This is a genomic window from Streptomyces sp. TRM49041 (assembly GCF_008271805.1).
GTDB lineage: Bacteria > Actinomycetota > Actinomycetes > Streptomycetales > Streptomycetaceae > Streptomyces.
Map to the genome: position 1 here is coordinate 85,266 of NZ_VSRY01000140.1, position 23,753 is coordinate 109,018.

Consider the following 23,753-nt stretch of genomic DNA (forward strand, 5'->3'; position numbering starts at 1 on the left):
GAGCAGGACGATGCATCACTTCCGTTTCTCGCAGCGCACGCTCGCCGTCGTGCTCGGCCTCGTCGCGGTGGCGTACACCGTGCAGGCGTACCGCATCCCCGAGTTCACCGCGGTGCAGGTGCCGGTCCAGCCCGGCACCCTGCCCCGCGGGCTGGGGCTGCTGCTGATCGTGCTGTCGGTGGCGCTCTTCTTCCAGAAGCCCAAGCGGCAGGAGAAGGAGCAGGACGAGCGGCAGGGGCAGGAGCAGCAGGGGCAGGGGCAGGGGCAGGTGCAGGGGCCGGAGCGGCAGTCGGCGCCCGCGGCCGCGCGAGGCGGCACCAGCGGCCGGTTCCGCGACACGCGTCTCGAGCCCGCCGTCCTGCTCCTCGCCATCTGCCTCTACGTGGCGCTCTTCGTGCCGCTCGGCTTCGTCATCTCGACCACCCTCTTCGTGGTCGGCACCGCCTGGTTCCTGGGCTTCACCCGGCACTGGGTGAGTGCGCTGGTGGGCGGTGGCGTGGCCCTGGCGCTGTACCTCGCCATGTCCGAGGGGCTCGACGTGGCCCTGCCGACCGGGCCGCTGCCCTTCTGACCTGGAGACGGCATGGACGCTCTCAACGGACTCATCGACGGCTTCGGGGTGGCCTTCACCCCGGCCAACCTCCTCTACGTCTTCCTCGGCGTGCTCATGGGCACCGTGATCGGCATGCTGCCGGGCCTCGGCCCGATCAGCGCGATCTCGCTCATGATCCCGATCGCGTTCACCATGGACCCGGTGTCGGCGATCATCATGCTCGCCGGTGTCTACTACGGCGCGATCTTCGGCGGCTCGACCTCGTCGATCCTGCTCAACGCCCCCGGCGTGGCCGGTACGGTCGCCACGTCCTTCGACGGCTATCCCATGGCCCGCCAGGGCAAGGCCGGCAAGGCGCTGGCGGTCGCCGCGATCGCCTCGTTCGTGGGCGGCACGGCCGGCGTGATCGGGCTGATGCTCATCGCGCCCTCGCTCTCCGCGGTCGCGGTCAGCTTCGGCCCGGCCGAGTACTTCTCGCTGATGGTCCTCGGACTCACCGCCGTGGTCTCCCTCTCCGGGAACAACCTCACCAAGGGCCTCATCTCGGGCACCGTCGGCGTGATGATCGCTCTGATCGGCATCGACTCGCAGACCTCGACGCAGCGCTTCACCTTCGGGCAGATCGAGCTGTTCGAGGGCGTGGAGTTCCTGATCGTGGCGCTGGGTGTGTTCGCGCTCGCCGAGGTGTTCGTCATGCTGGTGAACGGCGGCAAGGGCAGCGGCAGGGAAGGCACGATCACCACGCTCCGGCTGAACCGCCGCGAGCTCAAGGACATGAGCGGCCCGACCGGGCGCGGCTCGGTCCTGGGCTTCTTCATCGGCGTGCTGCCGGGCGCGGGCGCGACGGTCGCGTCGTTCCTCTCGTACTCGTTCGAGAAGCGGCTGGCCAAGGACGGCAAGACCTTCGGCAAGGGCAACATCAAGGGCGTCGCCGCCCCCGAGTCCGCCAACAACGCGGCGGCGGTGGGCTCCTTCGTGCCGCTGCTGACGCTGGGCGTGCCGGGGTCGGGTACGACGGCGGTGCTGCTGGGCGCGCTGCTGGTGCTGGGTGTGCAGCCGGGTCCGCTGCTGATGACCGAGAACCCGGACATGTTCTGGGGTGTCGTCGCCAGCATGTACATCGGCAACATCGTGCTGCTGATCCTGAACCTGCCGCTGATCCCGCTCTTCGCGAAGGTCCTCAAGACCCCGCAGAAGCTGTTGCTCCCGCTGGTCGTGGTGTTCTGTGTGGTCGGCGTGTACGGCCAGTCGTTCAGCGTCTTCGACCTGTGGCTGCTCGTCGCGTTCGGCGTCGTGGGCTTCCTGATGCGGGCCAACGACTTCCCCGCGGCGCCGCTCATCCTGGGGCTCATCCTGGGCGGTCTGATGGAGAAGTCGATGCGGCAGGCGCTGCTGATCTCCTCCGGTGACTTCAGCGCCTTCGTCACCAAGCCGATCTCCGCGGCTCTGCTGGCCGTGGCCGTGCTCTCGATGACGGCCCCGCTCTTCGGGGCCTGGCGCCGACGCCGCAAGGCCGGCCGGGCCGCGACGACCCCGACTCCGGCACCGGCCCAGGCGCCGGACGAGCGGATCGACGCCTGACGGGGGGACACCACGAGGGACACCATGCGGAAAGGGCGGCGGTGCCGGGACGACCCGGCACCGCCGCCCTTTCGCCGTCGCCGGGCCGCCCGTGTCCCGGCCCCACCCGTGCCGGCCCTTGGCCGGGCGGCCCCTGGCTCAGTGGCCTGCGGTGAGCTGTCCCGCGAGCTTGTCGTGCATCTCGGCGCTCGGCTTGTTGAGGCCGATGATGGTGACCTTCTTGCCTCGCTGGGCGTACTTGTTCTCGATCGCGTCGAGGGCCGCGACGGAGGAGGCGTCCCAGATGTGGGCGTCGGACAGGTCGATGACGACGTCGTCCGGGTCGTCCTTGTAGTCGAACTGGTAGACGAGGTCGTTGGACGAGGCGAAGAACAGCTCGCCGGTGACCGCGTAGACGACCTGGTTGCCGTCCGGGTCGACGACCCCGGTGACCTCGGCGAGGTGCGCGACCCGCTTCGCGAAGATCACCATCGCGGTGACGGAGCCGACGATCACACCGATGGCCAGGTTGTGCGTGGCGACGACGACCGCGACGGTCACGGCCATCACGAGGGTCTCGCCGAGCGGCAGCCGCTTCAGGGTCTTCGGCTGGATGGAGTGCCAGTCGAAGGTGGCGGCCGACACCATGATCATCACAGCGACCAGGGCGGCCATCGGGATGTCGGAGACGACGGGTCCGAAGGCGATGCACAGCACCATCAGGAAGGCACCGGCCAGGAACGTCGACAGCCGCGTCCGGGCACCCGACACCTTCACGTTGATCATGGTCTGGCCGATCATGGCGCAGCCGCCCATGCCGCCGAAGAAACCGGTGACGACATTGGCGATGCCCTGGCCGACCGACTCGCGGGTCTTGTTGGAGTGCGTGTCGGTGATGTCGTCCACCAGCTTGGCCGTCATCAGCGACTCCATCAGACCGACCAGCGCGAACGCGAAGGCGTACGGGGCGATGGTGGTCAGCGTGTCCACCGTGAACGGCACGTCGGGCAGGCCCGGGACCGGCAGCGAGGACGGCAGGTCACCCTTGTCGCCGACGGTCGGCACGGCGATACCGGCACCGATGGTGATGACGGTGAGGATGACGATGGAGACCAGCGGCGCGGGCACGACGCTGGTCAGCTTCGGGAAGAAGACCATCATCAGCAGCCCGCCGATGATCAGCGGGTAGACCACCCACGGCACGTCCCGCATCTCCGGCACCTGCGCCATGAAGATCAGGATCGCGAGGGCGTTGACGAAGCCCACCATCACGCTGCGCGGGATGAACCGCATGAGCTTGGCCACCCCGAGCGCCCCGAGGGCGATCTGCATCAGACCGCCGAGGATGACGGCGGCGATCAGATAGCCGAGGCCGTACTGGTGGTTCAGCGGGGCGATCACCAGGGCGATGGCGCCGGTCGCGGCGGAGATCATCGCCTTGCGGCCGCCGACGACCGCGATGACGACCGCCATCGTGAACGATGCGAACAGACCGATGGCCGGGTCGACACCCGCGATGATCGAGAACGAGATCGCCTCGGGGATCAGCGCCAGGGCCACCACCAGGCCGGCCAGCACCTCGGTCCGGAAGACCTTGGGGGAGGCGAGCCAGTCGGGCTTGGACAGCTTGATCTGCTTGGGCGCAGCGGACAGCGGAGAGGACATACGACCGTTTCTCGTTCCGGAGATTCCCCGGCGGCCCGGCCACGACGGGGGCCCTGCCGGTGGGAGGTGGCGGCCCTGTCGGACCGCCGGTCGGGCATCATTGCCCGGAAGCCATGGGGCGCCGCCCGGCAGACCGTGTGGGGTCCGTTCCGGGGGCGAACGCATCCGACTCTACCCTGACGTGAGGGCAGAGTGTGACGTGCGGCTTGTGAAATGCAGGTGAACCGGCGCCCGGGACCTGTGATTCAAGCCACGTATCCTGGGCGGCTTCGAACCTTCGGATCTCTGATGGCGGACGCGGAATGGAGCAGGCGGGGCGATGACGGACCAGCGGCGGCAGATGCAGATCGGCGAGGTGGCCGAGCGGACCGGGCTGTCGCTGCGCACGATCCGCCACTACGAGGACGTGGGTCTCGTCATGCCGTCCGCACGCAGCAAGGGCGGCTTCCGGCTCTACACCGAGCTCGACGTCGAGCGGCTCATGGTCATCCGCCGGATGAAGCCGCTGGACTTCTCGCTGGACGAGATGCGTGAACTGCTGGAGATCACCGACCGGCTCGCGGCGACGGAAGAGCCGCCGACGGGCGAGGAGCGGGAACGGCTGCGGGAGCGCCTGGACGCGTACCGGATGGTTGCCGACGCGCGCTGCGAGAAGCTGCGCGCGCAGCTCATGGCCGCCGAGGACTTCGCGACGACACTGCACCGGAAGCTGGACGCGGCACGCTGAGGGCTCCCGCCACCCCGGGCGCGGGGCGCGGGGTTGGCGCGGGGTTGGCGCGGCGGTGGGCTCGGCCGAGTGCGGGCTTGTCGCCGGACTCCACGGCGAATTCCCGGCCCCGGTCCGTCACCTCCCCGTAAGACCGGTCCTGCCGCTCAGAGGAGCCCGCGCCCCCCACTCGTCGGCCGGGGCCCGTGGTACACGAGGACCGCGCCCCCTCCCGCCCGTACCGCCTCCACGGCGACCTGGTGCAGGGCACGGCTCTCGGCCTCCGACCGGCAGGGGACGGGGCTCCCCGTGAGGGTGAACCAGTCCGAGCCGCCGCTGTACTGGACCGCGACGTCCGCCTCGGTGTCGTGCCAGGTGGTGTGCACGGTCAGGTCGCCGGTCACGATGCCCACCTCGTCGGTGCGGACGCCGCCCGCGCCCGCGAAGACTTCCACCGTCGTCCAAGAAGCCCATGCGGTCATGGCCGCACCTCTTTCCGCTGCGGAGAGTGCTCGTTCGTCCTTGGATCAACCATGCGCCCGGTCATCGCGCCACGTCGAGCCGTGTGACGTGCGGGGCGTGCATAGCCCTGGGTATCGAGGGAACCCGTCACGGCTACGGGCACGAGGAGGAGGACGGGGTGTGCACATGACGACCCGTCACATGACACCAGCGGAAGACGCCAGGATCGGTGTCCGCGCGGTGTCGGAGGTCGAGTCGGCGTACCGAAGTCTCACGGCGGAGGACGTCGCGGACCACAGGTCAGGCAGCACGGCCAGGCCCGGCCGGTCCTTGCCGACCGAGCTGTCCCAGGGGGCGGCGGACGCCTACGAGTGGGCACTGGGCCGCAGTCGCCACGGGCCGGTCACGGGAGCGCCGTCGCGCGAGGTGCCCGCTCTGTGGGCCCTGACCGCCGAGGTGGACGCGGCGGCGGTCCTGCTGGACGATCCGGTCTGCTCCGGCGACACCTGGCAGTACGCGCGGGGCGCGCATGACGCCCTGGCCTGGATCTGCGGGCACAGCGACCGGCACGTGTGACCACCCCCGGTCGGCGGGCCGGTGTCCCCGCCTCAGCCGGGCGGAACCCTGTCCCCGGCTCAGCCTGGCGGGACCGCGTCCCCGGGGTGCTCCCGCCGCTGCCGCAGCTGCTCGTTGAGGCGCTGGGCCTCCTCCAGCTGGTCCTCGAGGATGATGATGCGGCAGGCCGCCTCGATGGGAGTGCCCTGGTCGACGAGTTCGCGCGCCCTCGCGGCGATTCGCAGCTGGTAGCGCGAGTACCGTCGGTGACCCCCCTCGGACCTCAGCGGGGTGATGAGCCTCGCCTCGCCGAGCGCCCGCAGGAAGGCGGGCGTGGTGCCGATCAGCTCCGCGGCCCGCCCCATCGTGTACGCGGGGTAGTCGTCGTCGTCGAGATGGTCGGCGGGGGTATGTCGCGCTCCGGGAGCCATGCGCGCCTTTCGTCCTGGGCGTCGGAGGAACGGTAGCCGCCGCCGGTGACGCATGTCTATTCCGGCCGATGCAGATTCAGGGGGGCCACCCGCCCCGTGCACAGGGCCTAGCCGCCCTCCGTCCCGGTGCGTGCCCGTAGGAATGAGCAGAGAAAACCTGAAGTCGCCGATGGAGAAATGCCCGCATGTCGCGTGGGCCGCTTTTCCCCCGTAGGTGTGAAGGTGGCGCGGAAAATTCTGTACCAATGCGAAATCGGCGTGGTACTGTCGGTGTCAGTTGCAGTTGTGGTTCCCAGAGCTTTATGTGCTCCCATCGCCGTACGAGCGGTGGAGCACTTTTGTGTGGCCGGGTTTTTCCGGACGGGGCATCATCGCGGCGACGCGAGGCTCGCGCAGTGCGGGTCCGAGAAATTCCCCGTGAGGAGAAAAAAATTATGGCTACTGGCGTAGTGAAGTGGTTCAACGCTGAAAAGGGCTTCGGCTTCATCCAGCAGGACGGTGGCGGCGCCGACGTGTTCGCCCACTACTCCAACATCGCGACCTCCGGCTTCCGTGAGCTCCAGGAAGGCCAGAAGGTCACCTTCGACGTGACGCAGGGCCAGAAGGGCCCGCAGGCGGAGAACATCCTCCCCGCCTGACGTCAAGGCGTTCCGACGCTTGCCGGGGCCCGCACCTTGGGGTGCGGGCCCCGGCGTCGTGCTACGGCGCAGGCCGTACGCCGGCACCGTCCTGCGGTGCCACTTCTCGCGAGGCGCACGATCGCCCGCCCGGCTGAATCGAGGGCCGTGAATTCCTCGATCTTTTGATTGAGGAATATTCTCTTGGCTCGTACGTCCCGCTCCCGGGGCCACTACTCGCGGACGCGTTCGGCTGCCGCTGAGCCGGCCCGGCGCCCGAAATCCACGAAGAACGGGAAGTCCGCCGAAACGCCCAGGCGCCGTGGCTCCGGCCAGTCCGCGCACCGCGATTTCGCCCTCCCCGTCACCCACACCCCGCCGCTGCCGCCCGTCGAGGCCTTCGCGGACCTCGACCTGCCCGCCGCCATGCTGGAGGCGCTCGCCGCCGAAGGGGTGACGGTGCCGTTCCCCATCCAGGGGGCGACCCTGCCGAACTCCCTGGCTGGCCGTGACGTCCTCGGCCGTGGCCGCACCGGCTCCGGCAAGACCCTCGCCTTCGGGCTGGCCGTGCTGGCCCGACTCGCGGCCGGCAGGCGTGCCGAGCCCCGCCGTCCGCTGGCCCTGGTCCTCGTCCCCACCCGGGAGCTGGCCCAGCAGGTCACCGACGCCCTCACCCCGTACGCGCGCGCCCTCGGGCTGCGGCAGGCCACGGTGGTCGGTGGCATGTCGATCGGCCGCCAGTCCGCCGCCCTGCGCGACGGCACCGACCTCGTGGTCGCCACCCCCGGCCGGCTGCGCGACCTCGTCGACCGCGGCGACTGCCGCCTGGACGACGTCGCCGTCACCGTCCTCGACGAGGCCGACCAGATGACCGACATGGGGTTCCTGCCGCAGATCACCGGGCTGCTCGACCTGACCTCGGCCGACACACAGCGGCTGCTCTTCTCGGCCACCCTCGACCGGAACGTCGACGCCCTCGTCCGGCGCTATCTGCACGACCCGGTCGTCCACTCCGTCGACCCGCCGGCCGCGGCCGTCACCTCGATGGAGCACCACGTCCTGCACGTCCACGACGCGGACAAGAACGCCACGACGACGGAGATCGCCGCCCGTGACGGGCGCGTGATCATGTTCCTGGACACCAAGCACGGCGTGGACCGGCTCACCAAGCACCTGCTGAAGAGCGGTGTACGGGCCTCAGCACTGCACGGCGGCAAGAGCCAGCCGCAGCGGACCCGGACCCTCGCGCAGTTCAAGGAAGGCCACGTCAACGTCCTGGTCGCGACGAACGTGGCGGCCCGCGGCATCCACGTCGACGACCTCGACCTCGTCGTGAACGTCGACCCGCCCGGCGACCACAAGGACTATCTGCACCGCGGCGGCCGCACCGCCCGCGCGGGCGAGTCCGGCAGTGTCGTCACGATCGTCCTGCCGCATCAGCGGCGTGAGGTCGACAGCCTGATGGCGACCGCCGGGATCAAGCCCCGGACCACCGCCGTCCGCTCCGGCGACGCCGAGCTGACCCGCATCACCGGTGCCCGGACCCCCTCCGGCATACCGGTCGTCATCACGGCCCCCGTCCCCGCACAGGGCGCGAAGGCGGCTCCTGGACGCCGTCGACGCGGCGGCGCCGCACGACGGCCCCGACGTCCCGCCCGCGGCGGAGCGGCCCGCCAGCAGTAACCGCGCCCCGGCGGGCCGTACTCCTTCCTCCCCACCGCTCCGACGACCCTGTGAGGCACCATGCGCTGTGTGATCGCCCGCTTCCCCTTCGACTTCGTCATGAGCGAGGTGGAGGGCCTGATGTCCGGCGTCCGACCGGAGCCGGCCGTCGGCCCGTGCGCGGTCATCGGCCGCCGCACCTACCCCGTCAAGCAGGTCGGAGAGATCATCACCAAGCAGGACCGGCGCGACTTCACCGCGCTTGAGGTGACCCGCGCCCTGCGACGCCTCGGCTTCACCTGTGTCACCAACGTGGCCGAACCGACGACGGAACCGCACGCCTGACGCGTACGGCACGCGCGACGCAGCACACGCGCTTCGCGCGGGGCACACCGATGCCCGTGGCACCCCGGGACGCGGCCCCGCCCCACGCCGGCGGCCGCCGCCCCGTACGGTCGGCGGCCCGGATGTCTCAGCCGTCCGTGTAACTGAAGTCGCCCACCGTCCAGCCGCTCACGTCCTCGATGGCCACCCGGTACATCCCGCCGGTCTCGGGGATCCCCACCGTGCCCTGCAGGATCCTGGCGACATGGAAGTGCAGGTGTGTGGGGGCCGCGTCCCGCCCGGGGTGCGTGCCCGCGTCCGGCGCCGCGAACACCTTCGCGAACGCGCCGAGCCGCTCCGAGTCCCGGAGGACCTCCGCCACCCGCTCCCGCCACACGGACTCGGGTGCGAGCCGCCCGGTGATGACGGCACCGTCGACCACGACGGTGAGCGACATCTGATTGGACTGCTCCGACTCCACGGTCGCCGCGACATTCACGAGCAGGGCATCAGGCTTCGTCATGCCCCGAACTTACAAGCCCTCGCGCCGAACCGGGGCCCTTCCTGCCCGAACCGCGTTCAGGCGGTGTCCGAAACCGTGCCAAGGGGCCCGTCAGAACACCGGCATGGCCACGACGGTGCCCTTGTTCAGCAGGAACACCCGGTTGCCCGCCCCCGCCAGGTGCCAGGGGCCGTCCGACTCGGGTTCGTAGGTCCACATCAGGCGGCCGTCCGACTCGCCGCTCGTGACGTTCCCGAAGGCGGACACGCCCGACGAGTCGCCGCCCTCGACGGCCCAGATGGTGTTGCCCTGGATGAGGGGAGGGGGCCCGGGCGGGAGGGTGTCCTCCGGCCACGAGACGCCGATCACCTCGCCGGTGTTCCGGTCGGCCCGGTAGAGGCGGCCGTCGTCCGCGGCGACCAGGCGGTCGTTGTCCACGGTGGGGGCGCCCCAGCCGTTCTGCCGGGGCGTCAGGGACTCCGACGCCGTGGTCCATGCCTCCTCGCCGCTGCGCAGGTCCAGGGCCACGAGCTGGGACCCGCCGAGGTAGACGAACCCCTCCTCGATCGCGGGGGGCAGGGCCGTCATGGCATGGCCGGTCAGCTGCCACACGTTCTCGCCGTCGTCGGAGGCCAGGGCGAAGTACTGGCCCTGGGCGGTGCTGACGACCAGTCGGCCGGGTCCGGCCGCGGCCGTGGCCGCCGGGTCGACGGGGAGTCCCCTGGGGGCGTCCCTGGTCCAGGCGACCTCACGGGCCCCGGTGTCGACCGCGGCCAGCTCGCCGTCCTTCGTCACCACGTACACCAGCCCCCCGTCGGGCGAGGCCGCCAGCAGCCTGTCGGCCTTCGCCGGGACGCTCCACCGCTGCTCGCTGGTGGACGCGTCGAAGGCGAGGACGTTCCCGTCCGCGTCCGCCGCGGCGAAGTCACGGGCCGTGAGGCGTACGAAGCCGGCGGCCGGCGCGACCCGCGGCAGCGCCCACTTCCGGCGGCCGTCGGTCACCTTGTGCGCCACGAGCCCACCCGACAGGCCCGCGAACAGGACGACGTCCCGCATCGGGAGTAGCAGGGACGCGCCCTGGGCGGCCGCCTTCACCGGCCCCCACAAGGGCTTGGGCGGGCTGTCGCGTTCGTACTCGGCCGGCGTCAGCAGCTTCGCCGGCGGGGCGTCCGCGGCCGCGGGCAGGGCTGGCCCCCTGGACAGCCACCAGGCCGTGGTGCCTCCTCCCGTGGCCAGTACGGCTCCGCCGGCGGCGAGCGCGGCGAGGAGGCGGCGCCGCGACGGCCTGGCCTCCGGGACGACGGCGGCGGTGTCGGCGGTGTGAGCCGCGTCGGCGGTGTGAGCCGTGTTCGCGGTGTTCGCGGTGTTCGCGGCGTTCGCGGCGTCGGCGGTGAAGGTGGGCGGTGACGTGAAACGCTCCGCCTTCGCCTCGTGTTCCTTGATCCGGCTTCCCAGCGCGCCCTGACTCCACAGGCTGTGCGCACCGCGCGGCGGCGCCGACGCCTCGACGACCCGGGCGGGGAGAGGACGCTGCGCCGGGTTCTTCGCCAGACACGGCGCGACGAGCGGACGGAGCGCCTCCGGTACGGCGTCGAGCGCCGGGCTCCCGTGCACCACCTCGTACTGCACCGCCGCGACATGCGCGCCCTCGTACGCCTGCCTGCCGCTCGCCGCGTACACGAGTACGGCGCCGAGCGAGAACACGTCCGCCGCCGGGCCGACCCGCTTCCCCAGGACCTGTTCGGGCGCACCGTACCCGGGGGTGGCCGGGGCCTGGCCCGTGGTGGTGAGGGTGAGGCCGTGCTCGGGGCGGGCGATGCCGAAGTCGATGACGCGCGGGCCGGTGGACGTGAGGACGATGTTGTCCGGCTTGAGGTCGCGGTGGACCAGGCCCGCCCCGTGGATGTCCCGCAGCGCCGACGCCAGATCGCGGGCCAGCGCGCGGACCCCCGCCTCGTCCAGGGGGCCGTGGTCCCTGACCGCCTCGGTCAGGGTCGGGCCGGCCAGGTACTCGGTGGCGATCCAGGGCCGCCCGCCCTCCGTACGCGACGCGACCACACGGGCCACGCCGGGGCTCGTCACCGCCTGTGCGGTCCGGGCCTCGCGGACGAACCGCTGGGCGAGGTGGTCGTCGTGCGCGAGTTCGGGCCGGAGGACCTTGACGGCCGCGAGGTGACCGGAGGCGTCATGGCCTACGTACACCTTGCCCATGCCGCCCTCGCCGAGCACTCCGGTGATTCGGTACGGCCCCAGCCGGATCGGGTCGCCGGGACTGAGAGGTCGCATGGTGTGAGCCGTGCCTTTCGGAGCTGAGGGGCTGGTTGGGGTGGTTGCTCGAGGGAGCCGGTTCAGGGCCGGTCGGCAGGGTGGTCGAGCGGGAGCGCCGCCATGGTTCCCTCACCGACGCCGATGAGCAGCCCCTCCGTCGTCAGCGCGGTGAACCGGTCGAGGCTCTCCGTATGGCGCCAGGCGGTCTCATGGGTCCGCCGGTCGATCGCGCTCAGCCCCGCCGCGCCGTGCTTGTAGACGTACGCGCCGTCGACCGTGGGGGCCACCTTCAGCTCGTGTCCCGACGCCGCGGGGTCCTTCTCCCGCCACCGGAGGGTGCCGCTGTCGGCGGCGAGGGCGACGAGGGCGCGCGCTCCCGTCCCCTCCACGGCGTAGACGGCGCCGTCCTCGACCGCGGGCGCGCCGTACGAGGTCCCGTCCGTGCCCCGGTGCGTCCACGCCTCCTCGCCGTCGGACAGGCGCAGCGCCCGTACCGCGTCCGAGGAGACGTAGAGGTGGTCGTCGTCCACGGCCATGGGGCTGCGGGCGGCGTCGTCGGGGTTGAAGCCGAGGGGGGTCCGCCAGAGGGCGCGCCCCGTGCCCGTGTCGTAGGCGACCGCGTCGGCCCCGCCGGAACCCGTGCGGAAACACAGGACGAGCCGGGAGCCCCTGGTGCACGCCCCGGTCACCCACGGGTACTCCTCGGGCGTGGCCTCGTCCAGGGCGACCTCGGTGCGACGCCTGCCCGTCGAGAGCGAGTACGAGGCGATGAGCCAGCCGCGTTCGGGGCCGATACCGCTCGACTCGTCCGTGTCCTCCTTCCGCACCCGCGCCGTCAGCAGCCATGCGACGTCGCCGTCGACGGCGAGCAGCTGGTTCCGCAGCAGCTTGCCGTTGTACGTCTTGTCGGTGACGGCCGGGTCCCGCAGAGAGCCGTCGGCGAGGTCCATCTCGGCGATCCGCAGGCCCTCGCTGGGGAGGGTGTAGTCCACGGCGTAGAGCTTCTCGCCGTCCGTGGCCAGGTCCCAGGGGCTCAGCACCTTGTTGCCGGACCAGAGGGTCCGCCCGGTCGACGGTTCGACGGCGCTCACCCCGCCGTCGCCGGTCACGATCAGCTTGCCGCCGACCAGCAGCGGGCGCCCCAGCTTCTCGGGCGGTGCCGTATCGATGCGCCTCCGCCACAGGGGCGTGGGCCCGCCGCCGGGCCCGGCGGATTGCGGGGCGTCACCGCCGCCCGAGCCCTGCCGCCAGGCCCACACACCCGCGCCGGCTCCGGCGACCGCCAGCAGGGAACCGCCGCCCAGGGCGAGCAGCTTGCGGCGGCTCATGCGGGAGGGCGGCGCGGAGGCGGACGCGACGGTGCGGGCGGCCGCGGCGGCCGCAGCGTTTCCGGCGGTCGCCGGGGCCCCGGCGGTCTCGGCGGTCTCGGCGGTCTCGGCGGTCAGGTGTCCGGCCGGGGCGGGTAGCCGCTCGGGCTCGTACCGCCAGACCTCCGACGCCCGCCGGGCGATGTCCGCGAGGAGCACGTCGGGCAGGTGGTCGGCGAAGTGGCCGTGGCCCGCGTGGAACCGGGCGACCAGCTGCCCGGTGGTGGGGCGCAGCGCCGGGTCCTTCGCCAGGCAGGGGCCGAGAATCCGGGCCAGGGCCTCGGGGAGGCCGGTGAGGTCCGGGTCGGCGTAGCGGACGCGGTAGAGGAGGTCGGCCGGCCGCCCGGTGCCGAAGGGCCCGTGGCCGGTCGCGGCGAAGACGAGGACCCCGGCGAGCGCGAACACATCGCCCGCGGGCGTGTGTTCCTGGCCCGTGGCCTGCTCGGGCGACATGAAGGCGGGGGTGCCCGCGGCCGTGCCGGTACGGGTGAGGCGGTCGCCGCCCGCGGCGTGCGCGATACCGAAGTCGATGATCTTCGGGCCGTACGCGGTGACCATCACGTTGGACGGCTTCAGGTCACGGTGGACGACATCGGAGCTGTGCAGCTGCCCGAGGGCACCGGCGAGGGCGGCGCCCAGGGCTCGTACGGACTCCTCGGGCAGGGGGCCGCCGAGGCCCACGGCGGCGTCGAGGGTCGGCCCGAGTACGTACTCGGTGGCCAGCCACGGGGTGGGTGCCAGGGGGTCGGCGTCGACGACGACGGCGCCGTGGTGGCCGCCGATGATGCGGGCCGCGTCCGTCTCCAGGCGGAACCGGGTGCGGGCCGCGGCGTCGGCCGCGATGGACGCGTGCATGGTCTTCAGCGCGACGGTACGGCCGCCCGCGGACCGCGCCAGGTAGACGGTTCCCATGCCGCCCTGGCCCAGACGGGCGAGCAGCCGGAAGTCCGCGATGCGGGCGGGGTCGTCGTGGATGAGGGGGGAGAGCATCGCGTCAGGACCTGGCCGTCGGTGAGGTGGGCGTACGGGCGTCGCCCCCGGCGGGGGCCTGGGCGTCGAACCCGGCGGCGGTCCCTGAGGGCACCTCGACCGCCAGGACCTCCGCCGACTGGCGTGCCAGGGCGGCCACCACCCGGTTCGGCAGCCAGCCGGGGCCCAGCAGCGCGCCGGCCGAGTCGATGACCGTCGCCACCGGGGTGGAGGGCTCCACGGGCAGTGCGCCCAGCACCTCGGCGGCGGTGGGGCGCGCGGCGGCGTCGCGCGTCAGACAGCGCGCGACCAGCGGCCGCAGCGACTCGGGCAGTTCCGTGGAGTCGGGCACCGAGTGTCCGGTCGCCGCGTAGGCCAGCACCGCCCCCAGGCCGTAGACGTCGCCGGGCGGCCGGGGCCGGCCGCCCGTGGCCTGTTCGGGCGCCAGGCTGCCGGGCTCCAGACCGGGCAGTCCGGTGCGGGGCACGCCGTCCTGGGCGGCCGCGCGGGCCGTGCCGAAGCAGGTCAGGCGCGGCCCGTCCCAGGCGAGGAGTACGGAGGCGGGGGACAGGCCCGCGTGCGTGACACCCTCGGCGTGGGCGCCCGCCAGCGTCTCCGCCAGGGCCGCGCCCAGTGCCCGTACCGTACGCAAGGGCAGCGGACCGCCGTGCACGGCGAGCGCCACCGGGAGGGGCAGCACGGGCAGGTACGGCGAGGCGTACCAGGGAGTCTCGGACGGGGCGGCCAGCTCGGTGACGGGCAGCACCCACGGGCCGCCGAACCGCCGCGCCGCCTCCGCTTCGACCCGGAAGCGCCCCGCGTCGGCGCCGTCGAGCGGCGCGCCGACCAGCACCGTACGGTCACCGTCCGCGCTGCGCGCGATGAACCGGCGTACGGGCACGGGTGGTTGGCCGGGCCCGGCCGGGTCGAGCCGGGTGATGAGGTGGTACGGGCCGATCCGCCGCGCAGCCCCGTCCGAACGCCGCCGCGGGCGCTCCCCCTGTACCCGTTCCATCCGCGAATCCCCCCGGCCACGTCAACAGCCACGTCAGCAGCCAGATGAGCGTACCGGCGCCCGGGCGCGGGCCGACGGCAAGGTCGCCCGTCCGCGCAGACCCGCTACCAGAGCTGGAGCTACGGGCCCACTGCCGCGCCCAGCCATCGCCCGCTGCCCCTCCTCGGCATCATGGTCCGGCCCCGCGCCGCAGGGGGTGACACACGCGGCGTTGGTCGTGGGCCGCGCGGTCGCGCCACCCGCGCCGGCCGCCCCCCGGTTCAGTCGATGACCGCGGTGGCTTCGATCTCGACCAGATGGTCGGGTACGTCCAGGGCCGCGACGCCCAGCAGTGTGGCCGGCGGGACCGGGGTGGTTCCCAGCTTCGCGGCCGCGCGCGTGATGCCCTCCATGAGCAGGGGCATCTTGTCGGGGGTCCAGTCGACGACGTAGACGGTCAGTTTCGCCACGTCGTCGAAGGAGGCACCGGCCTCGGCCAGGGCGGTGCCGATGTTGAGGTAGCACTGCTCGACCTGAGCGGCGAGGTCGCCTTCGCCGACCGTGGCTCCGTCGGCATCCCAGGCGACCTGCCCGGCGATGAAGACCAGCTTCGACCCGGTCGCTGTCGAGACCTGCCGGTAGGCATCGATCTCCGGCAGTCCCCTGGGGTTCATCAGGGTGATGGTCATGCTGCCCGCCTTCTTCTCCGTGTCATGAGAGCCAGGAGAGCCATGGGCTCCCTTGGGTCTCTTGTGGTTACTGAAGAACCGTAGGAGAGTGAGCGCTGACGTGGAAGAACGCACTTTTCAGTGACTGGGGAACCTGATGGTGACCAAGCAGGTCGGGGACTCGCCCGAGGAATCGGACCTCAGGCGCGCGGACTCTCTGGCGCGGGAGATCTTCTCGGACGTCGCCAACAAGTGGGCGCTCCTGATCATCGGCGCTCTGGGGGAACGCACGCTGCGGTTCAGCGAGTTGCGGGACGAGGTCGAGGGCATCAGCCACAAGATGCTCACCCAGAACCTGCGCATGCTGGAGCGCAACGGCCTGGTCGAGCGGAAGGTGCACCCCACCGTGCCGCCGCGGGTGGAGTACACGCTCACCGAGCCGTGCCAGGCCCTGCTGGAGACGGTCCACAGAATGTGCGACTGGACCAGCCGGTACCTCGGTCACATCGAGGCTTCCCGCCGCCGCTTCGACGCCTGACGGGTGGAGCGTACGGCGCACGGCGCGTCGGCGCCCCCACGTGGGGGCGCCGACGGACTGCGGGTCAGGCGGGGGTGACGTTCTCCGCCTGGGGGCCCTTCGGGCCCTGGACCACGTCGAACTGGACCTTCTGGTTCTCCTGGAGTTCGCGGAAGCCGCTGCCTGAGATGGCCGAGTAGTGCACGAACACGTCAGGGCCGCCGCTGTCCTGGGCGATGAAGCCGAAGCCCTTCTCCGCGTTGAACCACTTCACCGTGCCGGTAGCCATGTCGATCTCCTTCTGGGGCGCGTCGAGTCCCCCTGCGGTTGCGTTGAGATCGTCACGGCTGACGGGCCCTTTGGGACGAAGACACGCCCATGGCGTGGCCCGCAAGCGTTCGACAGCCCGTCACGGGACGCCCTTGATCACCTGTATGGGTGATACGGCGTATGGGTGTGCAGAGGGTGTCCGTACGACGCGTACGGCCCCTCGTCGATGTCACGGCCGCCTGCCCAGGGCCGCGGTGAGTGCCGTCCTGCCGCGGATGCCGAGCTTGCGGTACGTGCTGGTCAGGTGGGTCTCGACGGTGCGTCTGGCGAGATGCAGCAGTTCCGCGATCTCCGTGTTCGTGAGGCCGTCGGCGGCGAGCGCGGCTATCCGGTGCTCGCTGCCGGTGAGCGCCCCGGTGCCCGTGAGCGTCGTCCCGGAGCGGCGGGCGCCGCTCTCGCGCAGGGCGTCCTCGGCCATGGCGCGCAGACGTACCCAGCCCAGCCGTTCGGCGCGTTCGGCCGCCTCCCGCAGGGAGTCGCGGGCCCGCGCCCGTTCCCCGGCGGCGGTGAGCTGCCGGCCGTGTGCGACGAGGGCCGGGACCAGCTCGGTGTCGACGGACGCGTCCCGGAGCGTCCGTACGGCCCGTTCGGCGAGGTCCAGGCCGGGCCGTCCGCCGGTCGCCGAGCCCAGCACCCGCAGGGCGCGGCCCACCACCCGGGGTGTGTTCCACACCGTGCCGAGGCGGAGTTCCTCCTGGGTGGCGGCGAGGGCCTCCCGCGGCCGGTCGAGCAGCAGACGGCATACGGCGGCGGCGGTCCGCCACGGGGTGACGACGGGGCTCACCACTTCGCGTGCAGACTGACGGCGTCCGCACTCCAGGAAGTCGTCGAGCGCACCGGCCGGGTCGTCGCTCGCGGCACGCAGGACGCCGCGCGCGTACAGGAACCGGTTCAGCTCCCACGAGTCGTGCGAGTCGCGGACGTCGAAGCTGTCCGCCAGCAGGCGGGCCTCGCCCGTGCGGCCCGTCTCGACGAGTGCGACGACGGCGTGGGCGTGCGCGTTGGAGGGATCGGTACGGACCGCCCCCGCTTCGGGGACCTTCCACACGTCCGGGTCGGCGAGCAGTTCCGCGTAGGCGCCGCGGGCGGCGGCGATGTCCAGGCGCACGTTCAGCAGCGCCTTGTGCATCGGATGCAGCAGTGACGGGCTCTGCCGGGCAAGGCCGCGGCGGACGAGCCGCTCGGCCTCGTCCAGTTCGTCGGCCCACGTCGCGACGGCGGCCGCCGTGCCCAGCAGGAACGGTTCCCCGAGGGCGTCGCCCGGTTCCTCCAGCAGGGCCCGGATCTGCCCCATGGCGGCGTCCGCGGAGGTCAGCCCGGCTGTCGACGCGTACCGCACCAGCAGGGCCTGGCCGGCCGTGCCGACCAGGTGCGGTGACCGCCGGGCGGTCTCACGGAACCAGTGGTACACCTCCTGCCGGACCCCGCGGTCGTGGTCCGACAGCAGCGCCGAGGCGGACCGGGCCGTACGGATCAGGTCCTGGTCGCCGGCGAGGTGCTCGTCGAGGTCGCGGAGCACGTCGATCGCGGCCCGCGCCTCGCCCCGGGAGGCGAGCGCGGTGCTCAGCGCCACCGACGCGCGCATCCGGTCCTGCGGCGTCTCCGAAAGCCGTACCGCCTCCGCGAGCCGCGGAATCCCGGCGGTCGGCCGTACGACGGCGAACTCGAGGGAGCCCAGCTCGACGAGGACGGCCGCCCGCCGGGCCGACGGCATCGGCTCGTCGAGCGCCCGGTGCAGGAAGCCCATTGCCTCCTCGGCCCGGCCGTCGCGGAGGGCGACCGCGGCGGCGTCCAGCAGCACGTCGGTGGCCCACACGGCGCCTACCGCCGGAGTGCGCAGCAGCTGCCCCGCCACCGTCTCGGCGCGTTGGCCCCGCCGCAGCAGCACCTCGGCCGCCGCGCGGTGCGCCGCCTGCCGCCGGTCGCTGGACCAGCCGTTCAGCACCGCGTCACGCAGCAGCGGATGGGCGTAGCGGGGCCGCCCGTCCGGGTCCTGGACCAGCAGCCCCAGGCGGGTCATCGCGGTGAGCCAGCCGGGCACCCTGGCGGCGTCGGCGCCCGCCATCTCGGCGAGCAGCTCGGCGTACTCCGCCCGCCCGTCGCACCACGGGTCGCCGTCCACGGCGGCGAGCGCCCGGGCGACGGCCGCGGTGGCGGGACCGGCGCTGTCCAGCCACCAGGAGACGGCGGCCGGGTAGGCGCCCGGGTACAGGGCGGCGCAGGTGTCCGGCACGGTCGGGGGAGCGCCATCGGCCGGCTCCCACGCCCGCAGGTCGTCGAGCAGGTCCTCCAGCAGCGCGCCCAGCAGCAGCGGGCTGCTCGCCCCCGCCCGTACGCAGCCGTGGACCCACTCCCGCGGGGCGGAGCGGCCGGGGCCGGTGGCGGCGCGCACCAGGTCAGCGGCGGCGTCCGGGCTCAGCGGGGCGAGGGTGTGGGAGCGTACGAGGGCGGGCGAGAGCGTGTGGGCCAGGCCGGGCGGCGGCAGATCGATGTCGTACTGGCTGCGCTCCGTCACGACGAGCAGCACCGGTAGCCGGTCGATCCGCCGGGCCGCCTCGGAGAGCCAGCGGTGCGAGGCCGCGTCGGCGAGATGGACGTCGTCCACGGCCAGCAGCAGCGGCGATCCGGCCGCGTACGAGCGGGCCAGATCCCACAGCCGGGCGGCGTACTCCCGTTTGCGCGGCGTGCACGGCGGGCCCGGGAGTTCGTCGGTGAGCCGGCTTAACTCCGGCCCTGGATCGATGAGTTTGAGTACGGCGGCGAAGGGCGTGGCGTGGTCCTCGGGGGAGCAGCGGGCCCGGCGCACCCGCATGCCACGCGCCGACGCTTGCTCGGTGACGGCTTCCAGGAGGGCGGTGCGGCCGGTGCCGGTGGCGCCTCTGAGCAGGACCAGGCGGCCTCCACCGGTCCTGGCGGCGCGTTCCGCTTCGGCGGCCACCAGTTCCAGGGCTTCCCGGCGTTCTCGAAGCGGTCCGGTTCCGGTTCCGGGCATCACCGTCTCCTGTCGTGGGTGTGCGGGGCAGGGCGGGGTCGCGTGGTCGATTTCGTGGTGTGTCTCGTGGTTCTCCGCGATTGCGTACGGCGCCCGTGGCGCCGGAGGGTGGGGGGAGTGTGCCCGCCGGTTGCGGTCACGACAGGAGTGGCGGGCACATGACCGGGGGGAGGGCACTTGCTCGGTTCACACCGGACCACGAACACCGGGCCGGGCCCCGGCCCGGGCCCCGGTCCGGCGGAGTCCACACCTCGCCGCGTACCGGTGGTGGTCCATACGCCGGACCCGATCTCCCGCGCGGGCGCGGTCAGCCAGCTGCGGCAGCACCCGGTGATCGAACTCGTCGACGAGGCGTGCGGCGGGCCCGGAACGGTCGCCGTCCTGATCATCGACACGCTCGACGAGACCGCGCTGTCCTGGCTGCGCAGGCTGGCCAGGAGCGACGGCACCCAGGCCGTACTCGTCGCGAACGCGATCCGTGAGGCCGAGCTGCTCGATGTCATCGAGTGCGGCGTCGCGGCCATCGTCTGGCGCCACGAGGCCACCGCCCACCGCCTGGTGCAGGCCGTGCTGGCGGTCTCGCGGGGCGACGGCGACCTCCCCGCCGACCTGATCGGCCGGCTCATCACGCAGGTGGGCATTCTGCGGCGCGGCGCGGCCGACCATCCCGGGGCTCCGTCGAGCGGGCTGACGCGGCGCGAGGTCGACGTACTGCGGCTGGTCGCCGAGGGAATGGACACCGGGGAGATCGCGGGCAAGCTGTCGTACTCCGAACGGACCGTCAAGAACGTCGTCCACGGCCTCACCACCCGGCTTCACCTCCGCAACCGGGCGCACGCAGTGGCCTATGCCCTTCGGGAAGGTTACCTCTGACCGCACGGGCATTCGAAGGAGCCACGCGGGCAACGACGTTGCCCCCGCCCGGTCTCCGCCGTGCCCGCGGCACCGGCCACAAGGCGGACATCGGCGGTACGGAGCAGCGGCGCGCCGGCGCTCCCAGGCACGTCAGCGGCGGGGCAGGAGAACGACTCTGATCCACGAGGTGTCAGCCCGGCGGTGGTCCGGTGCCCAGGAGGCCCGCCGTGAGGGCGGCGGTGGTCCGGTGCCAGACGGCCGCTCCGCGCAGCATGCCGTGGCCGCCCCTGGGCATGGGCAGGCTGTGCGCCTCGGCTCCGGCGGCCGTGGCCCGCCGCGCGAGGTCCCAGGTGGCGCGGGCGTCGGTGACCCCGTCGGCCTCGTCGTGCAGCAGGAACACCGCCCTGCCCGCCAAGTGCGTCACGGGCTCGCCGGGCGGGCACCACGGGGCGAGCGCCACCACGCCCCTGACCTGTGGGTGCCCGGCCGCACGCAGGGCCGCCCGGCCGCCCATGGAGTGGCCCACCAGCACCACGGGCACGGGCCCGGCGAGCCGTTCGAGTTCCGCGAGCGCCCGCTCGGCGTCGCGTGCGGCGTCGGCACGGTCACCGTTCCAGCCCCGGTGGCGGTAGCGCACGGTGCCGACCAGGACGCCGTTGCCCCCGGTCGGTACGCCGGTGCCTGCGGTCGCTGACCGATCTGCAGCGCCAGGCCGTGACGCTCGCCTACTACCGGGGCTACACCTACCGGGAGGTCGCCGCTTCCCTCGCGGCGCCGCTCGGCACGGTCAAGACGCGGCTGCGGGACGGGCTGATCCGGCTCCGGGACTGCATGGGAGTGACCGCGTGATCGAGGACCACCTGCACGCGCCCACGGGCGCCTACGCGCTGAACGCGCTCCCGGAGGACGAGAGGGAGGCGTTCGAACGGCATCTGCGGGACTGCCCGGCCTGCGCCCAGGAGGTCGGGGAGCTGGCCGCCACCGCCGCCCGGCTCGGCCTGGCCGTCGGGGCCGTACCCCCGCCCGCCATGAGGGCGCAGGTCCTGGACCGCGTCCGGACCGTGCGCCAACTGCCCCCGCGCGTACCGTCCGACGCGCCCGCCCGGGTGTCGCGCCGGACGCGGGCCGTACCCCGTCTCGTCCTGGCCGCCTGCCTGGCGGCGGTCACCGCGCTCGGGGGCGTGGCCGTCCGGCAGTACCAGGACGCGCGGCAGGCGGAGCACCGCGCCGAGCAGGCGCGACGGCAGGCCGACGACATGGCCCGGGTGCTGGCCGCGCCCGACGCGCGTACGGCGACGGGCACCGTGGACGGCGGTGCCCGGGCCACCGTGGTCGTCTCCCGCGCCGAGGACCGTGCCGTCTTCCTGGCGTCCGGGCTGCCGGAGCTGCCCAGCGGCAGGACGTACCAGCTCTGGTTCGCGGACGGTTCCGCGATGCGGCCCGCCGGACTGGTCCACGACGACGGCGCCGTCCTCATGGACGGCAAGGTGGGCAGGGCCACCGGCATGGGCATCACGGTGGAACCGTCAGGCGGCTCGGCGCAGCCGACCACCACACCGCTCGCGGTGATGGAACTGCCGTCCTGACGACCGTCACATGATCCGGCGTCACTCGATCGGGAGAGCGACCGAGCCGTCCCGCCAACGGTGCCGCATACGGGGTGTGAGCAACCTTCGACGGAGCCCCGGCCGCGGAGCCCCGGCCGCGGAGCCCCGGCCGCGGAGCCCCGGCCGCGGCGCACTCGGTGCGGACAGGCCGCGGCGGCGCTCAGGCCGACGGGGCGCCCGGCGGGTCGGACATCACCGTGGGGCCGGGGCGCGGCGCCGGATCGTCGCCGCCCAGGTCCAGCCGGAACGGTGGATACCTGTCGGTCATCAGTGCCGCGTAGGCGGTCACCCGGAGCACCCACCGGTTCAGACCGAGCACGAAGTCGAACACATCGCGCGGGTACCTGCCGGTGAAGGCCAGGACGACGGCGGCCACCAGCACCAGGAAGGCGATCAGCCCCGGATACCACCAGCCCCCCTCGGAGTCGCCACCGCCGCCGCCCGTGAAGATGCCCACCACGATGTAGTGGGGGATGGCCAGCAGCCACCACTTCACCAGTACGAGCCCCCGGGACAGCCGCTCCGGACGCTCGACGTCCAGGCGCGCCGGGTAGTCGGGCTGCTCGCCGAGGCTGAAGGGCGGGTAACGGTCCGTGCCCAGCGCGCTGTACCCGTAGTACGACACGCGCCAGGTCCAGCGCAGTACACCCAGGTTGTAGTCGAACAGCGCACGTGGATACCGCGCGGTGAACAGGATCGCGAAGAACGCGACCAACCAGGCGATGACGAAGCCGATCCAGAGGAAGGCCAGCACGATGTAGTGGGGAATCAGCAGGAGCCACTTGACCAGCCACAGCCAGCGCGACAGCCGGGTGTCGAGGGCCGCGACGACGCGGACCGGCATGGAGGGGCGCATCTCGGGCGCCATGTTCATCGGTTCTTTCCTTCCTGCCGTCCCGCTTGCGATCCGGACGCTCTCAGGGTGACGCGAGGGCCCGCGCTTCTCCTGTTGGGGGTGGCAGTCGTGTGTACTCCGGCCCGCACCGCACGCCACCCGGGTGATGACCTCATGAAGCGCGACGAGTTCCCGCAGGTCGTTCCCGGCGGAAGACACCGGGCACCCGCCACGGCAGGTGCGAGGCGCTCCCGAGGCGGGCGGACTCGGCCGGCTCGCTCCCGCCCTTTCTCCCCCTCCCGGGCGCCCGACCGGGGCTTGGTAGTGTCCCGGCACCACCGACGACATGAGGTGCACCACCATGGCCGCCTTCAGGAACCCGCGCACGGCCGCCTTCACGACCCCGCGCCGCCGCCCGCGCCGCCGCCCTCTCGCGGCCATGGGCGCCCTCGCCGCCGGGGCCCTGCTCCTCACCGCGTGCGGCGAAGGCTCCACCGGCGGCACCTCCGCGGCGGGCCACGGCGCGGAGCACGCCCCCGCCGTACACAGCCATATCCATGGCGTGGGCATCGACCCCGCCGACGGGCGGCTCTACGTGGGCACCCATGAAGGGATCTTCACGGTGGACGAGTCCGGGACGCCGCAGCTCGTCGGCGACCGCGAGGACGACTTCCTGGGCTTCACCGTGGCGGATGCCGGGACGTTCCTGGCCAGCGGCCACCCGGCCCCGGCACCCGGCGGTGACCTGCCCGCCGACCACGGCCTGGTCAGGAGCACCGACGCCGGGAAGTCCTGGCAGACGGCCTCGCTCCAGGGCGAGGCCGTCTTCCACGCCCTGGACCAGGCCGAGGGCACCATCTACGGCTACGACAGCACGGGCGGCCTGCTGCGCGTCAGCGAGGACGGTGCGACCTGGCAGGACCGGGCGCGGCTGCGGGCCCTGGACATCGCCGTCAATCCCGCCGACCCGGACCGGGTCGTCGCCACCACGGCGGACGGCGTCGCGCGCAGCACGGACGGGGGCGCGACCTTCGCCCCCGGCGAGGAGCCGGCGATGGAGTTCGTGTCCTGGGCGTCGCCGGGCGCCCTGTTCGGCGTCGACTTCACCGGGACCCTGAGCGTCAGCCCGGACGGCGGAGCCACCTGGCGGCGGCTGGCCACCGTGCCCGGGGGCCAGCCGCAGGCCCTGACGGCCGTCGACGAGCGGCACGTCCTCGCGGCCACCCAGGACGGCGTCTACGAGTCGAAGGACGCCGGAAAGACCTTCACGAAGCGTCTCGCCGTAGCGGCCGGCGACCACCACTGACACCCGTG

General features: G+C 72.8%; 23 protein-coding genes and 1 pseudogene. 12 read left to right on the top strand and 12 right to left on the bottom strand.

Annotated features, from left to right (window positions below):
* The first annotated feature begins 10 nt into the window (after window positions 1-10).
* Window positions 11-571: a tripartite tricarboxylate transporter TctB family protein gene (locus FVS66_RS18450; protein WP_149182262.1), complete on the top strand. Its 561-nt coding sequence runs from the start codon at window positions 11-13 to the stop codon at window positions 569-571.
* Window positions 572-583: 12 nt separating this feature from the next.
* Entirely contained in the window at window positions 584-2,134 is a 1,551-nt protein-coding gene (locus tag FVS66_RS18455) for a tripartite tricarboxylate transporter permease (protein ID WP_149182263.1), read from the top strand.
* Between the two features lie 138 nt (window positions 2,135-2,272).
* Here the strand turns inward: FVS66_RS18455 and FVS66_RS18460 are convergent, their stop codons facing one another.
* The gene (locus tag FVS66_RS18460; RefSeq protein WP_149182264.1) at window positions 2,273-3,778 is read right to left on the bottom strand and encodes a SulP family inorganic anion transporter; all 1,506 of its coding nucleotides are present in this window, start codon (window positions 3,776-3,778) and stop codon (window positions 2,273-2,275) included.
* 319 nt (window positions 3,779-4,097) lie between these two features.
* Here FVS66_RS18460 and FVS66_RS18465 point away from each other — a divergent pair, with 319 nt between their 5' ends.
* Window positions 4,098-4,505, top strand: a complete 408-nt coding sequence (locus FVS66_RS18465) for a MerR family transcriptional regulator (protein ID WP_149182265.1) — start codon at window positions 4,098-4,100, stop codon at window positions 4,503-4,505.
* A 146-nt stretch (window positions 4,506-4,651) separates the two neighbouring features.
* Here the strand turns inward: FVS66_RS18465 and FVS66_RS18470 are convergent, their stop codons facing one another.
* Window positions 4,652-4,966 carry a hypothetical protein gene (locus FVS66_RS18470; protein WP_149182266.1) on the bottom strand — a complete coding sequence of 105 codons (315 nt, stop codon included), beginning with the start codon at window positions 4,964-4,966 and terminating at the stop codon, window positions 4,652-4,654.
* Between the two features lie 181 nt (window positions 4,967-5,147).
* Here FVS66_RS18470 and FVS66_RS18475 point away from each other — a divergent pair, with 181 nt between their 5' ends.
* Window positions 5,148-5,522: a hypothetical protein gene (locus FVS66_RS18475; protein WP_149182267.1), complete on the top strand. Its 375-nt coding sequence runs from the start codon at window positions 5,148-5,150 to the stop codon at window positions 5,520-5,522.
* 59 nt (window positions 5,523-5,581) lie between these two features.
* On the opposite strand, the gene FVS66_RS18480 is transcribed toward FVS66_RS18475, so the two are convergent.
* Window positions 5,582-5,932, bottom strand: coding sequence for a MerR family transcriptional regulator (locus FVS66_RS18480; protein WP_149182268.1), 351 nt, complete (start codon window positions 5,930-5,932; stop codon window positions 5,582-5,584).
* A 434-nt stretch (window positions 5,933-6,366) separates the two neighbouring features.
* Here FVS66_RS18480 and FVS66_RS18485 point away from each other — a divergent pair, with 434 nt between their 5' ends.
* The 3 genes from FVS66_RS18485 (at window position 6,367) to FVS66_RS18495 (ending at window position 8,556) form a co-directional block, all read left to right on the top strand.
* Window positions 6,367-6,570 (top strand): cold-shock protein, encoded by a 204-nt coding sequence (locus FVS66_RS18485; protein WP_010468045.1) that lies wholly within the window; start codon window positions 6,367-6,369, stop codon window positions 6,568-6,570.
* Window positions 6,571-6,753: 183 nt separating this feature from the next.
* Entirely contained in the window at window positions 6,754-8,232 is a 1,479-nt protein-coding gene (locus FVS66_RS18490) for a DEAD/DEAH box helicase (RefSeq protein WP_149182269.1), read from the top strand.
* A 60-nt stretch (window positions 8,233-8,292) separates the two neighbouring features.
* Window positions 8,293-8,556 carry an SCO5918 family protein gene (locus FVS66_RS18495; protein ID WP_149182270.1) on the top strand — a complete coding sequence of 88 codons (264 nt, stop codon included), beginning with the start codon at window positions 8,293-8,295 and terminating at the stop codon, window positions 8,554-8,556.
* A gap of 127 nt (window positions 8,557-8,683) precedes the next feature.
* Here the strand turns inward: FVS66_RS18495 and FVS66_RS18500 are convergent, their stop codons facing one another.
* The 5 genes from FVS66_RS18500 to FVS66_RS18520 form a co-directional block, all read right to left on the bottom strand.
* A complete protein-coding gene (locus tag FVS66_RS18500; protein WP_149182271.1) occupies window positions 8,684-9,058 on the bottom strand; it encodes a hypothetical protein in 375 nt (124 codons plus the stop codon).
* A 90-nt stretch (window positions 9,059-9,148) separates the two neighbouring features.
* Window positions 9,149-11,323: a serine/threonine-protein kinase gene (locus FVS66_RS18505; RefSeq protein WP_149182272.1), complete on the bottom strand. Its 2,175-nt coding sequence runs from the start codon at window positions 11,321-11,323 to the stop codon at window positions 9,149-9,151.
* A gap of 62 nt (window positions 11,324-11,385) precedes the next feature.
* Complete coding sequence (locus tag FVS66_RS18510) at window positions 11,386-13,662, bottom strand: protein kinase domain-containing protein (RefSeq protein WP_149182273.1); 2,277 nt, start codon at window positions 13,660-13,662, stop codon at window positions 11,386-11,388.
* A 4-nt stretch (window positions 13,663-13,666) separates the two neighbouring features.
* On the bottom strand, window positions 13,667-14,656 hold the full coding sequence (locus tag FVS66_RS18515; RefSeq protein ID WP_149182274.1) for a serine/threonine protein kinase: 990 nt from the start codon (window positions 14,654-14,656) through the stop codon (window positions 13,667-13,669).
* A 260-nt stretch (window positions 14,657-14,916) separates the two neighbouring features.
* Window positions 14,917-15,324, bottom strand: a complete 408-nt coding sequence (locus FVS66_RS18520) for a RidA family protein (RefSeq protein ID WP_149182275.1) — start codon at window positions 15,322-15,324, stop codon at window positions 14,917-14,919.
* A 136-nt stretch (window positions 15,325-15,460) separates the two neighbouring features.
* On the opposite strand from FVS66_RS18520, the gene FVS66_RS18525 reads away from it, so the two are divergent.
* Entirely contained in the window at window positions 15,461-15,841 is a 381-nt protein-coding gene (locus tag FVS66_RS18525; RefSeq protein WP_149182276.1) for a helix-turn-helix domain-containing protein, read from the top strand.
* A 64-nt stretch (window positions 15,842-15,905) separates the two neighbouring features.
* Here FVS66_RS18525 and FVS66_RS18530 read toward each other — a convergent pair whose 3' ends face one another.
* Together FVS66_RS18530 and FVS66_RS18535 are read right to left on the bottom strand one after the other, a co-directional pair.
* Window positions 15,906-16,109, bottom strand: coding sequence for a cold-shock protein (locus FVS66_RS18530; RefSeq protein WP_149182277.1), 204 nt, complete (start codon window positions 16,107-16,109; stop codon window positions 15,906-15,908).
* Window positions 16,110-16,319: 210 nt separating this feature from the next.
* Complete coding sequence (locus FVS66_RS18535; RefSeq protein ID WP_149182278.1) at window positions 16,320-19,142, bottom strand: LuxR family transcriptional regulator; 2,823 nt, start codon at window positions 19,140-19,142, stop codon at window positions 16,320-16,322.
* A 177-nt stretch (window positions 19,143-19,319) separates the two neighbouring features.
* Here FVS66_RS18535 and FVS66_RS18540 point away from each other — a divergent pair, with 177 nt between their 5' ends.
* Window positions 19,320-20,015: a response regulator transcription factor gene (locus tag FVS66_RS18540; RefSeq protein ID WP_149182279.1), complete on the top strand. Its 696-nt coding sequence runs from the start codon at window positions 19,320-19,322 to the stop codon at window positions 20,013-20,015.
* 172 nt (window positions 20,016-20,187) lie between these two features.
* Here FVS66_RS18540 and FVS66_RS18545 read toward each other — a convergent pair whose 3' ends face one another.
* Window positions 20,188-20,634 carry an alpha/beta fold hydrolase gene (locus tag FVS66_RS18545; protein WP_399225811.1) on the bottom strand — a complete coding sequence of 149 codons (447 nt, stop codon included), beginning with the start codon at window positions 20,632-20,634 and terminating at the stop codon, window positions 20,188-20,190.
* Window positions 20,635-20,666: 32 nt separating this feature from the next.
* Between FVS66_RS18545 and FVS66_RS18550 the strand changes: the two are divergent.
* Together FVS66_RS18550 and FVS66_RS18555 are read left to right on the top strand one after the other, a co-directional pair.
* Window positions 20,667-20,846, top strand: a pseudogene (locus tag FVS66_RS18550) (sigma factor-like helix-turn-helix DNA-binding protein); the annotation flags it as partial.
* Window positions 20,843-21,583: an anti-sigma factor gene (locus FVS66_RS18555; protein WP_149182281.1), complete on the top strand. Its 741-nt coding sequence runs from the start codon at window positions 20,843-20,845 to the stop codon at window positions 21,581-21,583. The pseudogene FVS66_RS18550 and the gene FVS66_RS18555, both read left to right, overlap by 4 nt.
* A gap of 181 nt (window positions 21,584-21,764) precedes the next feature.
* On the opposite strand, the gene FVS66_RS18560 is transcribed toward FVS66_RS18555, so the two are convergent.
* Entirely contained in the window at window positions 21,765-22,478 is a 714-nt protein-coding gene (locus FVS66_RS18560; RefSeq protein ID WP_399225814.1) for a DUF4389 domain-containing protein, read from the bottom strand.
* 322 nt (window positions 22,479-22,800) lie between these two features.
* Between FVS66_RS18560 and FVS66_RS18565 the strand changes: the two genes are divergently transcribed.
* Window positions 22,801-23,745: a F510_1955 family glycosylhydrolase gene (locus tag FVS66_RS18565; protein ID WP_262387066.1), complete on the top strand. Its 945-nt coding sequence runs from the start codon at window positions 22,801-22,803 to the stop codon at window positions 23,743-23,745.
* Window positions 23,746-23,753: the final 8 nt, after the last annotated feature.

Excerpts from the sequence above, each read along its gene's own strand:
- FVS66_RS18565 (WP_262387066.1), top strand. The coding sequence starts at position 22,801 with ATGGCCGCCTTCAGGAACCCGCGCACGGCCGCCTTCACGACCCCGCGC.
- FVS66_RS18495 (WP_149182270.1), top strand. The coding sequence starts at position 8,293 with ATGCGCTGTGTGATCGCCCGCTTCCCCTTCGACTTCGTCATGAGCGAG.
- FVS66_RS18470 (WP_149182266.1), bottom strand. The coding sequence starts at position 4,966 with ATGACCGCATGGGCTTCTTGGACGACGGTGGAAGTCTTCGCGGGCGCG.
- FVS66_RS18530 (WP_149182277.1), bottom strand. The coding sequence starts at position 16,109 with ATGGCTACCGGCACGGTGAAGTGGTTCAACGCGGAGAAGGGCTTCGGC.
- FVS66_RS18455 (WP_149182263.1), top strand. The coding sequence starts at position 584 with ATGGACGCTCTCAACGGACTCATCGACGGCTTCGGGGTGGCCTTCACC.
- FVS66_RS18465 (WP_149182265.1), top strand. The coding sequence starts at position 4,098 with ATGACGGACCAGCGGCGGCAGATGCAGATCGGCGAGGTGGCCGAGCGG.
- FVS66_RS18460 (WP_149182264.1), bottom strand. The coding sequence starts at position 3,778 with ATGTCCTCTCCGCTGTCCGCTGCGCCCAAGCAGATCAAGCTGTCCAAG.
- FVS66_RS18515 (WP_149182274.1), bottom strand. The coding sequence starts at position 14,656 with ATGGAACGGGTACAGGGGGAGCGCCCGCGGCGGCGTTCGGACGGGGCT.
- FVS66_RS18480 (WP_149182268.1), bottom strand. The coding sequence starts at position 5,932 with ATGGCTCCCGGAGCGCGACATACCCCCGCCGACCATCTCGACGACGAC.
- FVS66_RS18535 (WP_149182278.1), bottom strand. The coding sequence starts at position 19,142 with ATGCCCGGAACCGGAACCGGACCGCTTCGAGAACGCCGGGAAGCCCTG.
- FVS66_RS18475 (WP_149182267.1), top strand. The coding sequence starts at position 5,148 with ATGACACCAGCGGAAGACGCCAGGATCGGTGTCCGCGCGGTGTCGGAG.
- FVS66_RS18525 (WP_149182276.1), top strand. The coding sequence starts at position 15,461 with ATGGTGACCAAGCAGGTCGGGGACTCGCCCGAGGAATCGGACCTCAGG.
- FVS66_RS18450 (WP_149182262.1), top strand. The coding sequence starts at position 11 with ATGCATCACTTCCGTTTCTCGCAGCGCACGCTCGCCGTCGTGCTCGGC.
- FVS66_RS18560 (WP_399225814.1), bottom strand. The coding sequence starts at position 22,478 with ATGAACATGGCGCCCGAGATGCGCCCCTCCATGCCGGTCCGCGTCGTC.
- FVS66_RS18500 (WP_149182271.1), bottom strand. The coding sequence starts at position 9,058 with ATGACGAAGCCTGATGCCCTGCTCGTGAATGTCGCGGCGACCGTGGAG.
- FVS66_RS18520 (WP_149182275.1), bottom strand. The coding sequence starts at position 15,324 with ATGACCATCACCCTGATGAACCCCAGGGGACTGCCGGAGATCGATGCC.
- FVS66_RS18510 (WP_149182273.1), bottom strand. The coding sequence starts at position 13,662 with ATGCTCTCCCCCCTCATCCACGACGACCCCGCCCGCATCGCGGACTTC.
- FVS66_RS18505 (WP_149182272.1), bottom strand. The coding sequence starts at position 11,323 with ATGCGACCTCTCAGTCCCGGCGACCCGATCCGGCTGGGGCCGTACCGA.
- FVS66_RS18485 (WP_010468045.1), top strand. The coding sequence starts at position 6,367 with ATGGCTACTGGCGTAGTGAAGTGGTTCAACGCTGAAAAGGGCTTCGGC.